The organism is Bradyrhizobium sp. ISRA464 (assembly GCF_029910095.1).
GTDB lineage: Bacteria > Pseudomonadota > Alphaproteobacteria > Rhizobiales > Xanthobacteraceae > Bradyrhizobium.
The window spans coordinates 6818270-6830909 of record NZ_CP094526.1; the positions used below are offsets into that span (position 1 = coordinate 6818270).

Here is a 12640-nt window from a genome sequence, read left to right on the forward strand (position 1 = left end):
GCGCAGATCCGAGCACCCGCCGATGAACAAGGTCGGCCACGCTCATGTCAATACTGGCAGCGTCGAGACGAGATCAGGACCCGGCCGGTTCGACCCCGGACCGACCGCCGGCTTCGACCAAGAAGCCATTCCAGCCCTCCCATCAGCTGAGGCGAGAAAGCCCGACCATGGCTCGTGATCAACCGCTGATATCTTCGCAGTCGATCCCGGCACGAGCACATCGTCCTTGTGGACTCGGCCCCAGAGAGACGAGCGTATCCCGCGTCACGTTTGATTCGCCCGTCTAGAAAGAACTTCTCTCATGCGCGCCCACCAAGCTTGGTAGGAGCGCGCATGAATTCCGCACCGTAGATGACCATAACGCAGGGAAACCTCTCGACCTGCGGCAAATTCCAACACATGCGCAGTGACAAGATGATAATCGATTGATGAGGGCCTTCGTGCACACCATGCCTTCGCTCTCCTGACCACCTAAGCAATCTGTGACAGGCTCTCCTCAGCGACTTAATCGAATTGAACATCGCTTCGTGGGAGGGCTGCCTAAGATTGGGAGATTGGACGGGTTTCTTGGCGACTTGAAAGTCGGGTCAGCTTGCGTGATGACGTCAATTGACGACAGATTGAGCGAGATAAGATCGGTAAGAAACAGCATTTGGCGTTGTCGTCGGTTGCTCGAAGCCGAGTTGCCGGACGCGGAACGACACGCCCTTGAAAAGCGCCTGCTTGAGCAACATTCTACTTTTGAGCGACTCTTGGCGACAACATTTCCTCTGACGCTGCGGTTCTGACGTCAATCGAGGTACGCGTCGTTAGAACATCAATAAGTGACGAGGATCGGGCACATTGTCGAAGAACACATCTTGGCCGAGACGCGAGCAAACTCGTCTCCTCCCGCTTCCTACCCGATTGATCAACCTCGATTCACTCAGCGTGATGAAGACTTTCGTGGAGCATCGGTTCGGAAACTCATTCCGTCACCGTTTCCGAATCGACCGCTTCGATGGTTTCTCACGACGGATCACACGCGACGCTGCCTTCTTGTGGACGCCGCCTCGTTTCGCGCTTTCCTTTCGTTCCGTCGCGACCGGAATGGCGCGACGGCATTCAGCACGCAAGGTTTTGAAGTTATCTCTGAGACAGAACATAACGACATCCGTATCCTGACGTCCAGTAAAGTGGCCACAAAAGCGCGTCAAATCCAACCTGCAAGACGACAATGCGTCCTCTGCTTCTACCGCTCGAGCACGTGCGTGTTCCGTGTACAAAGCCGTTATTATCGCCACGACCGCGATAGCCGTCGCAAAGCGAGGTCCTTTATAGATCCAACGAGTGCGCGACCCTTGGTTCACGGCATCTCTCTTGACCCGCACGTCCTCCAGGATTGTTTGAATGCGCAACATCACCCGTCTACCGGAGAACAGGTGGAAGCTGCCAAAGCGGCGAGGCAGGGAACGCGATGTTTGCGACCAGGCGGCGCTCCCAAGGCGCTTGCTGATCATCGTTCTCGAGACGGCCACAACCTCGCGGCTGAGACTGGCTTCGCTTGCTGTTGAACAGCGCCACGAATCGAGATCGGGACGTCTCGATTTGTGCGGCTTGATACATGGCCGGTCTCGAACGTCCTGCGTAACTATAGTTGATGATTCTACGGCCAACCGATGACCTGGGAGCCCCGAGGGCCGAAGGGAATGATCCACGCGGCGATGCTGGATGAGGAACCTCAGAGCTAGAGCGACGTCAAACCGCGCACCGCTCGCTCCTCTTGCACGCGCGCGTCCAAGACGTTGGTGACGAAGTAGCCGCACAAGGAAAACGAAGCCATTTACGGCCACGCAATCGACCCGTCATGCGATTTCAGTGACCTCGCAAGCCTGGCTACCTTCGTCCGCAAAGACGAGCACGCGGGCCAGCCAAGATGGGGCCTGATCCTGGTACGCCGTCGCTGCACAGCGGTAAAGCGAAGGCGCCCCGGTTTGACCCCGAATGGAATGCCCTGCTCAGGCCGCAAACGCAGGGACGTTACCCGCGCGGGGCGTAAGCGACGCAAGGCGCATGCAGCGGCCTCGGGCAGAGCGAGACTGAAGTCTTTGGACATTCGCAACGTTTGTTATCCATCGTGAGGCTTCGGGGCCGTCGCCTTGTACTTCAGATCGTACGACCTGACGCTACGTGCGATTCAAGCCCTTTAAACGTCGGGCGCGAAAATATGTCCTGCGTTGCACATGTCGAGGCCCGGGCGCGAGCATGCAGCATGGCGGTCGCCGATGCCGACGACCTGGCCGCCCGGCGCACAACCGACTGTCGAAGGTTGTGCGCAGCGGTTGTTGCCAATGCCGACAGAGCGACAGCACAATTCGAGCGACTTGCTTGCGGCAGGGCTGTCGCACTCGGGACTCAAGGCCAAATGAACGCCAGATCGCAAGCTCGCGCCAATCGCCGCGCGGCGAGCTAACCAGGCGGCTGGCTCCCGGAATCGGGAACGATTTGCGGCTGCTGGTTTGCGTGATCCGAGCAGCGCACACTACAAATGCAGGAGAAATGAAGAGGCCGTTGCCATCTGCGGCGTCGATCTCCGAAAAGGTCATGACTGTAATGACGATTGCGGATGGATCGACGGCCCTTGCCCTTGGAGGACCGCTTCAGAGCGCAAGCCCTCGGTCTGTGAGCACCTTGCGCAGGAGATCGCCCTTGATCTCGCAAGCGAGCTTGCTGCTGATCTCGGCTCCAAGCTCCCGCTCGGCATCCTGCAACCAGGACGTGGAAGAGGATGCCTGGGTGTCTGCGGTCATCTGAAGCGCGGCGAGGCTTTGGGCCAAGCGAGTCTTGAATTCATTTTCTACTGCATCGGCGAGCCGCTTCTCCATCGCTTCGTAGTCTTTGGGCGCGATACGGCGCGCGACCGTCGCCCAAGGTTGCCAGCGCGTTGCCAGATAATCGGCGAACCCTGTTTTCTCCTGGTTCCGCACGAATGTCTCAGCCGCAGCGACGTCGTTCTGATCGACGTGCGAGACGGCCAAGAAGCGCATGTCGGGGGCGATGTGCAACAATTCCAGCGGGTCACGCAGCTGATTCTGGTAAGCAAGGTAGACTTCGATCTCGTCGACGTCGGAGTCCGGATCGGCGCGGCGGAGCGACTTGACCCTGTCGCGCGCGATGCCGTCCAGCGTCTCCAGGCGGAACATGACACGACCGTGCTGGAGCAGTTCCTCGAGCCGCCCGTCATAGACCCCGTCCTCGACATCAACGTTCAGACGGGCGGTCTGCATGCCATTCCAAGTCAAAGTGATGCGATCTTCGCAACTCGTGCTCGCGTCGAGGGCGAGTTGGAAGTACTGCTCGCGCAATCGCGGCCTGATCGCAGCTTGCCTCAGGTCATCGCGCACCGCCTGCCGGAACGTCTCATTGCCGTAGTTCACGGTACCTCTCAGCCTGTCCAGACAGTGTGCGTATTGCTGGGCGCCCGGTTCTTGGGCGAAGCCCTGCCAGGCGGCCACCATCTTCGGCTCACCAACGAGCCAGTCCGCGACAACATCGGACAAGGAGCGCGCCTGAACTTGTGCGACCCCTTCATCCCCTGTAAAAAACACCTGCGGGCCAGCGTAGTCCCCAGACTGCAGGGCCGTCATCAGGTTGGCCTGCACCTCCTCGGGCAGCGGATTATCCTCCAGGTTGATGCTGGACTCTCGACCTAGCCGGGCCAGCAGGGGCTCGGGCACGCTGGTCAACTGGTTATTGCTGGCATCAAGCCATAGGAGCTCTGACGGGACAGTCTCGGGCAAGCTGGTTAGCCGATTGTGGCTGGCGCTGAGCCACTCGAGCGCAGCCGGAAGGGGATCGGGGAGATCGGCCAGCTGATTATAGTCGACGTTCAAGCGCTCGAGCCCGGCTGGAAGGGCGGGCAGGCTGGTCAGATGGTTGCCGCTGGCATCGAGCTCCTGAAGTGTTGGTGGAAGGTCGGGCAGATCGGTTAGCCGATTGCTGTTGACGTTCAGGCGGCGGAGCCCGGGCGGCAGCTCAGCGGGCAGGCTGGTTAGCCGATTGCTGATGGCGTAAAGCCGCCGCAGTGCGGCAGGAAGGTCGGGCAGACTGGATAGGCGATTGCCGCTGGCATAGAGCCGCCGGAGACCGGCCGGAAGAGGATGGGGTAAAGTGGTCAACTGGTTGTCGTCAAGATTCAGGCGGCGGAGGCCGGCCGGGAGAGCAGCCGGCAAGGTGGTCAGGGACAATGACGACAAATCCAGCGCTTCATCGATATCGCCCGCCTCTTCCCAAGCTCTCGTTCGCCTCGTCGCCTCCGGCCCGTTCGTGTTCTCGCCCTGCCCCTCTTCGGCAGCCCTGTTCTCCGCAACCTGATTGCGCGGCGATTCGCTCGGAGCCGAAGCTTCGCGAGGAGTCTGATCGGCGGCAGACGCCCTCGCCAGTGTCATGGCTTCGCCCCATCGCTCCCTCGGTTCGGAAGTTTCACCAGTTTCCGACGTTTCGGAAGTCGTGCGAGCGCCCCGCTGAGCCCGTCCTGCGTCCATAGATCCAACCTCTGCTGTCACCAAGCAAGGGAATGCGTCAGACCGGCACTTTTCAAAGCCTGAGTCGTCACGACGGACGAACATCACCTGAATGACAAAGCAGAGATCAAAGACCGCCGTTGCCAACCAAGAGTGCTGAACGCCCGCCCAAGGTCGTGAGCGGATCAAGCCGGAGCTGCCATTCCGGGTAGAGAGGTCTTCAACTGCCAGGTTTAGCTGTCGACCAGCTGACGCACGATGCACCATTGCGCCCGGCCCATTTCGCCGTCAGCATAGCACCCGGCAAGCGCAAATGAGGCGACGCCGTCGACGCAAGTGTTCGAGCGCAATGCACGGAGCCGTTCACGAACCTCGTCGTCGCCGTGTCCGTCGCCACAACCGTGGGGCTAACCGCAACTCGTCCGTTATCCGACGGCTCCGCCTGGCGAGATCCTGCGCTCCGATATCGACAGCGACCGAGGCTAGGCGGTAGGTGCCGCCGATCAGGCGGATGACCTCGTCTGCTCCGACATTTCGCAGATAATCGCAGCGGCTCGACGCGATGGACGGGCTGCCTATGATCAAGCCGGTCTCCGCATCGGTGCACATGACACTTATCGCTGCCGTTGGGTCCGCTGCCTCCACGAGTGTGATGTCGCAGTCCCGATAGGGGGATTTGGGGGCGCTGATGCGCAGCGAAGCGATAGCCATGGCCAGTCCTATGTGCCAGCACGAGCGAGTGAGGCGCGAATTTGTGCGCTCTCAGACAAGGCCTGCCGGCGTGCTGCTCGATGAAATCAGGAAATCGTTCGGGAGTTTGCGCTTGGGCGCACGGTGCTCACTCTTGGCGCGATGGTCGCCAAAGTCGTGCGAGGAGGTCGATCGTGATGCTCATGAAGCATAGATGCCTGAAATCTCTGAAAGGTCCGTCCAAGAGATCACTAAACTTCTAGCTAAGGGGTCAATGCCATCACAGTAGCCGTCGGGCGACGCATTTCCCTCGGGTAGCTCGATCGATGAGATCGAGATCGTACACATTCCAACAATGTCGGCTTATGCCCACGGTAGACGTCTCGGTCATCACATCGTCAGACGAACTCATCCTTGACAGTTCAACGCAGAGCCGTCCGACCATCTCTCCCATCCGCGATATGCGGTTGGAGGACTGCAACGTCGAAGACCCGAGCATAACGCGCAGCCATTCGAGAGTACGGCGCTGAGCCACCTGTCCTCGGTTCGATTGGCGCGAAAACGGTTCGGCACAGTATTGCTCGAGCGGCACGAAGCTTGCTGGGATGGGGCGCAAGGTGCTGCAGCGGCAAGAGCGGTTGCAGTACCGGCTTCTGGAGTCGCGATGAGCCTGGTCAATTGATCCCAATCGATGCAACTCTGACGCAGCCTGTGCACGCAGATGCGCTGGCAATAAACCGTACTTTGGTGATAGGCCCGCAGTCCACACGGCCAGCCGACGTCATTGCGGCACGTTGCAAAAACGCAGGGCGCGAGGCCACCTTTGACTTTATCACGACCCGCGGGCAATGCGGCCAGGCCCCACAAGCGGTGCTGCGTCCGATCGGACTGGTCGAGCATCGTCCCACAAGTGCGAAAACCTTGTTCAGCTGTGTGATCGGCCGGCACGCGTTGCGGCGCTCGACTGCGGCCCTCGTAAACGGCACGGAACTATTCAAAGCGCCGCCTATCGTACAGCTGTCAACCTGCAATGCTGCGGCCGCGCCTTATGGCATCGCCGTGATGCAGACGTCACGCTGGAGCGAAACGAACTGGCTCGTTGGCGGCACGCTGATCTTGCTGCTTGCGGTGATCCTGCTCGTTGCCTTAATCGAAATTTGCAGCATGAGCGCCGACAAGTGAGAGCAGCAAAACCAGGCTGTATCGAAGTTGCGTTCAGCGGCTCTCGCGGGCGCATCCCGCTTGATGCGCAGTTTAGCGTACCGGCCAAGGGTATAACCGCGATCGTCGGCCCGCCAGGTTGCGGCAAGAAGACCGTCGCGCGCTGCATCGCCGGCTTTACGCGCCTGCCGGCCGGCTTCTGTGCGCTCGATGGTGAGGTGTGGCAGGACGAGGCCAGGTTCCGCCCGCCGCATCTGCGCCCCGTCGCCTATGTTGCCCAGCGCCCGATCCTGTTTTCGCAGCTGTCCGTCAGACGCAACTTGCTTTACGCCGCCGCCAAGTCCACACCAACCAAGGTTGACTGCAATGAAGTGGTCGAACTGCTTGGCCTGGCGTCGCTGCTTGACCGCTCGGCCTCAACTCTGTCGGCCGACGAACGGCAACGTGTCGCGATAGGCTCCGCCTTGTTGTCAAAACCCCAGCTCCTCGTGGTGGAGGATTTGCTCGCTGCGCAAAATCGAGAGATTCGTCCATTCCTTGAGCGGTTGCACGAAAATCCTACACTGCCAATGATCTATCTCAGCCATCATGCGGCCGATATAGAACATTTTGCCGATCATCTGGTCATGATGGAACATGGAACCGTGACCGCTGCTGGCCCGTTACAGGCCTTGCAAAGCGATCCTGCCCTGCCACTTGCCTCGCGCCGCGATGCCGCAGTCAGTCTTGACGCTGTCGTCAGCGGCTACGACGGACGATATGGATTAATCATCCTGCGCCTCAAAGGCGCGCGCCTGTTGGTGCCCGGGACGCCGCTTGCGCCAGGCACCCGGCGACGGCTGCGCATTGCGGCCCGTGACGTCAGCGTCGCGCGCGAGGCGCCGCGCGCGAGCTCGATCCTCAATATCATTCCGGCACGCATCAAAGCCTCGATGCCGTTCGACGCGGCTGAGGCCACGTTGGTGCTCGCGCTCGAAATTGGAGGCTCAGCCGCCCAGATTCTGGCGCGCATTCCGCGTCGATCCTTCGATGCCCTGGGGCTCTCCGACGGGATGGACGTTTTCGCCGAAGTCGCGCGCTTCTTGCCGGTCGCTGCCTTCGATCCGTCACCGCGCGCCGTGGCGGCTGCGACGCGGGCGAATGAGCAACAATAGGATCAAACCATGACCACCGCATTTGGCGAGATCGATCCAAATTTCTTGGCCGCCATTCTCTACCGGCCCGAAGACCACGTCGATGCCCTGCTCGCCGACTTTGCTCAGGATCTCGCTCATCAAGGCGCACGAGTCGGCGGGATTGTCCAACGATACGTCGAGAACGCAAACGGCACGACGATCATGCTCGCGGTCGACATTGCGACAGGACGCGAGATTTCGATCTGTCAATCCCTGGGGACAGGAGCGACCTCCTGCAAGCTCGATACGAGTGGACTTGCCGAAGCCGCAAGCGTCGTATCCCGGGCGATCAACGAGAACGCCGATCTTATCGTGATCAACAAATTCTCCAGCCAGGAGGCATTGGGCCAGGGCCTACGCGCCGAATTTTCTGATGCGATCGTGCATGGCTTGCCACTTCTTACGGCCGTCCCCGCAAAATGTCTTGCTGACTGGCGGGCTTTCACCGGGGACGCCTTCACGACGCTTGCGTGCGAGCGCCAATGCATGGCGCGATGGTGGAACCGTGTCGACAAGCACCTGGCGGCCATCCGCGTACACAATTCCAGCCACAGCCATCTGGGAACGATCATACCCGACAGGCTGATCACGGTCCCGACGCGATCGACGACGGCGGATCCCCGACGATCCGGCCGATTCACTCGTCATCTGCGGAAGCAGCCTTAAACTCTTTCATTCATGACGTGACGAGTTGTATTTACGGGCGTGCTGTTCAGCGCGGGCCCGGCAAACCCGGCTGTGTTGGGTTCCGCCCTGTGAAGCCCTACGACCGCGTCAGCACTCGACTTAGACGGACGCATCGCTTCGACTCCTGGCTCAAAGGCGTCCGCGACCGCAACTCGTCTTGATCCGGGTGAAGGCAGTTCTAAGCCAAACTGGGGTTCCAACGCCCATGATGCGCCTTCCTTGCTGCACCGTCGACAATTGCATCTTGCGAACAAATGGCATGTCGCTTGCTTCGCCCATGCTTCAGGATCCCTGCGGAGCAATTTTAGTGAGGACAAGCATGCTCGGAATTGGTTGTAAGTTGCCACCGTTCGAAATCACTGGCGTGAAGCCCGGGTTTCACGCGCACGAAGAAGAAGGACAGAGCGCGTTCGAGACGCTGACTGAAAAGAGCTTCCCGGGGAAATGGAAGATCATCTTCTTCTATCCCAAGGACTTTACCTTCGTCTGCCCGACCGAGATCGCCGAGTTTGCTCGGCTGTCCAAAGACTTTGCCGATCGTGAGGCGGTCGTGCTCGGTGGCTCGACGGACAACGAGTTCTGCAAGCTGGCCTGGCGGCGCGCGCACGAGGACCTGCGCAATTTGCCTATCTGGCAGTTTGCCGACACCAAGGGAGCGCTTGTCGACGGCCTCGGCGTGCGTTCGCCAGACGGTGTCGCCTATCGCTACACCTTTATCGCTGACCCCGACAACACCATCCAGCACCTCTATGCCACGAACCTCAATGTCGGCCGTAGCCCTAAGGACACGTTACGCGTTTTGGACGCGCTGCAAACCGACGAGCTCTGTCCCTGCAACCGCGAGATCGGTGGCGAAACCTTGAAAGTTGCTTGAGGCGGCATGTCATCGATCGAGCAACTGAAAGAGAAAATCCCTGACTTCGCCAAGGATGTCCGGCTCAACCTGGCGTCCTTGGTGGCCGATGAGACGCTGTCACCGCAGCGCCAGTATGGACTGCTGCTGGCGAGCGCGATCGCCACTCGTCATCCGGCCGTGATCGCCGCGATGGAGTCGGCCGCGGCCGCCGTGATGCGGCCAGAGGCGATCACCGCGGCAAAATCCGCAGCCTGCGTGATGGCGATGAACAACGTCTACTACCGCTTCGTGCACCTGGCTTCCAACCCGGAATACAAGACGATGGCGGCGAGGCTGCGTATGAACGTGATCGGCAATCCCGGGGTAGACAAATCCGATTTCGAGCTGTGGTCGCTGGCAGTTTCGGCGATCAACGGCTGCGGCACCTGTCTCGACGCCCACGAGAAGGCGCTGCGGGCAGCAGGCGTCAGTTCCGAAGCAATTCAGACGGCGGTGCGCTTTGCCGCCGTCGTGCAGTCAGTTGCGGTTGCGATCGAAGCGGCCGGGCCCGAGCTGCCTGCCGCGACGGGTGATCGGCCCTCTCCAGCTATTCGCGGCGCCGGAGTGAAAGGCAGATAGCCAAGGCTCGGCTTGCAAGAGCGCTCCACCATTCGAGCCCTGCTCGAACTCTCGCCTTCCGCGCACGAGCCTGGCCAGGCAGAATGGGTGCGTCGGTGACTACCGTTCGAGACGGAGATCACTCCCCCGTTTCGTGCACCTTTCAGCCGAATTTGAATAGCACCCCATATCCGCCGCGCGGATAGTTCCATTCGATGTCGCCAGTCGGTTCGGCGATCACGCGGCAGGTACCGCATTCAATGCAGCCGTCGACCGCGACTTCGACCTGGCCCTTGTCGTTGAGTTCGTAGCAGCGCGCGGGGCAGGCTCTCAAAAGTGCAAGCAGCTGCGGCGACGGCGTCGTGTGCCGGCGGACCTTGACGTGCGGGCGACCGACATCGACGAGATAGCGATTGTAGTATAACTTGTCCTCGACGCGTACCGACTGCTCGGCATTCATGTTCCAGTCTCCTTTGTCCAGCTTCGACATTGCTCGTCAGCGCCACGCGCGAGCAAAACGGACGGCATCTCCGAACAGGCCTGTCCAGGACCGCGCCTTGACGAAGGATTTGATTGTCACTTTCTCCTTATCGACCTTCGGCGTACCATCGACGCGCACGAAGTTCTGCATTGCGCGGGAGACGAGCTGCGGATAGGTGAGAAAGAAGCTTTGGCAATTGGTATGCATCAGCCGCGGTAAATCCTTGTACTTCTTGAGATCCTTGATCACGAAGGACTCGTCCAGCATTTTCTTGTAGAGCGACAGATTTTTTGCGGTCATGCCATCGCGGCGCGATTTCACCTGAGAAATCGCTTCGGCCGCGATGCGGCCTGAGGTCATCGCGAGGTTGGAGCCTTCGCGATGAACCGCGTTGTTGAATTGCGCGGCGTCGCCCACCACCACCCAGCCCTCTCCGTAGAGCTGCGGGATTGCCCTATATCCGCCCTCGGGAATGAGATGCGCGGAATATTCCTTGACCTCGGAGCCTGCGATCAACGATGCCACGGACGGATGCTTCTTGAAGTGATCCAACAGCCCGTAGGGTGTCTCGCCGGTCCGCTGGAAGTCGGCGACAAGACAGCCAATGCCGAGCGAAATGGACTCCTTGTTGGCATAGATAAAGCCCATCCCGGTCATGCCGCGGGAAATGGTTCCCGCCGCCTCGATCACGACGCCTTCGTCGTCCTTGAGATTGAAACGAGCCTCGATCGTCTCGCGTGGCAAAAAGTGCATTTCCTTCACCGCGAGTGCCACTTTGTCGGGTGTCGGCCGCGCACGCAAGCCCGCGCGCGTCCCGAGCAGGCCATTGACGCCTTCCGCCAGCACAACGACGTCGGCTTGGATTTCACCGTCACGGCGATCCGTCCGAACACCTCTGACTTTCCCGTAATTGTCTCGTACAAGCTCGGTGGCCGTGGTCTCATACAGAACGGTCGCGCCAGCCTCCCGCACTTTCGACGAGAACCATTTGTCGAACTGCGCGCGGATGATGGTGTAGCGGTTTGGCCGCTCCTCGTTGAAGTCTTCGGAGCGGTAATGCATGCCGACGTGGGACCGATCGTCCATCATCCAAAACCGCTGCTCGACCAAATGACGTTCGAGCGGCGCGTCCTCGCGAAAGTCGGGTATCAGCTTTTCCATCATATCGGCATAGAGGATCGCGCCCTGGACGTTCTTCGATCCGGCATATTCGCCGCGCTCGAGCTGCAGGACCTTCATCCCGCGTTCGGCCATGGTCAGCGCCGCAGCGTTTCCAGCCATGCCGGCCCCGACAACGATCGCATCGAATCTCTCCTGGATCATGACAATCTCCTCTAGCTTGCGATCCGGGCGCGCGACTGTGGCAAAAGCCGCGCTCGAAATGCCGCCGTCAACGACGGTAACAACTGCATGGCGTCATTGACGATCGCGATATGGGCAAAATCGAAGATCGGGGCGTTCTTGTCGGTATTGATCGCGACGATCAGATCGGCGCCCTCCACGCCGACCCTGTGCTGGATCGCGCCGGAAATGCCGGCAGCAATATAGAGCTTTGGTCGGATGGTCTTGCCGGTTTGGCCGATCTGGCGCTCAGAGTGAACCCAACCCTTCTGGACCAGAGGGCGCGAGCAACCATATTCGGCGCCAAGCACGCCTGCGAGTTGGCGCACCAGCTCGAAGTTCTCCGACGATCCAAGCCCTAGGCCGCCGGCTACCACGACATCGGCATAAGCGAGCTTGGATGTTTCGGAATCGCGATCTGGGATAAACGACAGCACCTTGGTGACAATACTGTCTTCAATGAGACCGAGCGGATGGATGATGATGCGGGCGGCATCGCGCATCACGCGCTCGGGCATCGGCATGACGCGCGGGCGGACTGTTGCCATCTGCGGCCTGTAATTCAACGTATAGATCGTGCAAAGCAGCGAACCGCCAAAGGTCGGACGCGTGGCCGCAAGCGAACCATCGGCATCGACTTCGAGGGCGGTGCAATCGGCGGTGAGCCCGGTCAATAGCGTGGTCGCGACAGAACCCGCAAGGTCGCGGCCGAGGGTGGTCGCTCCCAACAGCAAGATCTCGGGCTTATAGGTGTTGACGAGATCGGTTAGCGCCTTGGTATAGGATTCGTTGCGATACTCTGCCAGCACACTATCGGAGACGAGATAACTCAGATCGGCGCCGTAGCAGAAGGCTTCAAGGGCGGCGTTACGCGTGGTCTCTCCTTCCGGACCGATGACAACGGCGGCGAGATCGACATTCAGCCTGTCGGCGAGCCGTCGGCCGGCGCCCATGAGCTCCCAGGAGACGGGATGCACTTGACCGCGCTCCTGCTCGACGAAGACCCAGACATGCTTGTAGGCCTTGAAATGCTCCGGCAGTTCTTTTTTGGCTGCTGCGCGACCGCCTGCGGCCGGCATCGCGGCTTGAGTGACTTTGCTCATATCTATGAATTCCCCTCAGACCCTGCGCACCTGCGCCATAAGATTAG

Annotated in this window: 9 protein-coding genes; 5 read left to right on the plus strand and 4 right to left on the minus strand. The window is 60.1% G+C overall.

All coding sequences use genetic code 11. The features are described 5' to 3' along the window. Window positions 1–2639 precede the first annotated feature (2639 nt). A complete protein-coding gene (locus tag MTX19_RS31695; RefSeq protein WP_280984939.1) occupies window positions 2640–4523 on the minus strand; it encodes an NEL-type E3 ubiquitin ligase domain-containing protein in 1884 nt (627 codons plus the stop codon). 1347 nt (window positions 4524–5870) lie between these two features. Between MTX19_RS31695 and MTX19_RS31700 the strand changes: the two genes are divergently transcribed. The 5 genes from MTX19_RS31700 to MTX19_RS31720 all read left to right on the plus strand — a co-directional run bounded on the left by MTX19_RS31700 (window position 5871) and on the right by MTX19_RS31720 (window position 9689). Further along, window positions 5871–6374 (plus strand): hypothetical protein, encoded by a 504-nt coding sequence (locus MTX19_RS31700; RefSeq protein ID WP_280973424.1) that lies wholly within the window; start codon window positions 5871–5873, stop codon window positions 6372–6374. After that, window positions 6371–7507, plus strand: a complete 1137-nt coding sequence (modC, locus tag MTX19_RS31705) for a molybdenum ABC transporter ATP-binding protein (protein ID WP_280980779.1) — start codon at window positions 6371–6373, stop codon at window positions 7505–7507. Before MTX19_RS31700 ends, modC begins: the two co-directional genes overlap by 4 nt. Before the next feature lie 45 nt (window positions 7508–7552). After that, complete coding sequence (locus MTX19_RS31710) at window positions 7553–8194, plus strand: DUF2478 domain-containing protein (RefSeq protein WP_280980780.1); 642 nt, start codon at window positions 7553–7555, stop codon at window positions 8192–8194. Between the two features lie 340 nt (window positions 8195–8534). Beyond that, window positions 8535–9089 (plus strand): peroxiredoxin, encoded by a 555-nt coding sequence (locus MTX19_RS31715; protein WP_280973427.1) that lies wholly within the window; start codon window positions 8535–8537, stop codon window positions 9087–9089. Between the two features lie 6 nt (window positions 9090–9095). After that, window positions 9096–9689, plus strand: a complete 594-nt coding sequence (locus tag MTX19_RS31720; protein ID WP_280973428.1) for a carboxymuconolactone decarboxylase family protein — start codon at window positions 9096–9098, stop codon at window positions 9687–9689. A 142-nt stretch (window positions 9690–9831) separates the two neighbouring features. On the opposite strand, the gene MTX19_RS31725 is transcribed toward MTX19_RS31720, so the two are convergent. The 3 genes from MTX19_RS31725 to MTX19_RS31735 are packed head-to-tail and all read right to left on the minus strand — an operon-like array spanning window position 9832 to window position 12593. Beyond that, on the minus strand, window positions 9832–10128 hold the full coding sequence (locus tag MTX19_RS31725; RefSeq protein WP_280980781.1) for a ferredoxin family protein: 297 nt from the start codon (window positions 10126–10128) through the stop codon (window positions 9832–9834). A 36-nt stretch (window positions 10129–10164) separates the two neighbouring features. Then, window positions 10165–11472: an FAD-dependent oxidoreductase gene (locus MTX19_RS31730; RefSeq protein WP_280980782.1), complete on the minus strand. Its 1308-nt coding sequence runs from the start codon at window positions 11470–11472 to the stop codon at window positions 10165–10167. 11 nt (window positions 11473–11483) lie between these two features. Continuing rightward, entirely contained in the window at window positions 11484–12593 is a 1110-nt protein-coding gene (locus MTX19_RS31735) for an electron transfer flavoprotein subunit alpha/FixB family protein (protein ID WP_280973431.1), read from the minus strand. Window positions 12594–12640 lie beyond the last annotated feature (47 nt).

Coding starts and splice junctions, on each gene's coding strand:
- MTX19_RS31695 (WP_280984939.1), bottom strand. CDS start 4,523: ATGGACGCAGGACGGGCTCAGCGGGGCGCTCGCACGACTTCCGAAACG.
- MTX19_RS31715 (WP_280973427.1), top strand. CDS start 8,535: ATGCTCGGAATTGGTTGTAAGTTGCCACCGTTCGAAATCACTGGCGTG.
- MTX19_RS31720 (WP_280973428.1), top strand. CDS start 9,096: ATGTCATCGATCGAGCAACTGAAAGAGAAAATCCCTGACTTCGCCAAG.
- MTX19_RS31725 (WP_280980781.1), bottom strand. CDS start 10,128: ATGAATGCCGAGCAGTCGGTACGCGTCGAGGACAAGTTATACTACAAT.
- MTX19_RS31730 (WP_280980782.1), bottom strand. CDS start 11,472: ATGATCCAGGAGAGATTCGATGCGATCGTTGTCGGGGCCGGCATGGCT.
- MTX19_RS31735 (WP_280973431.1), bottom strand. CDS start 12,593: ATGAGCAAAGTCACTCAAGCCGCGATGCCGGCCGCAGGCGGTCGCGCA.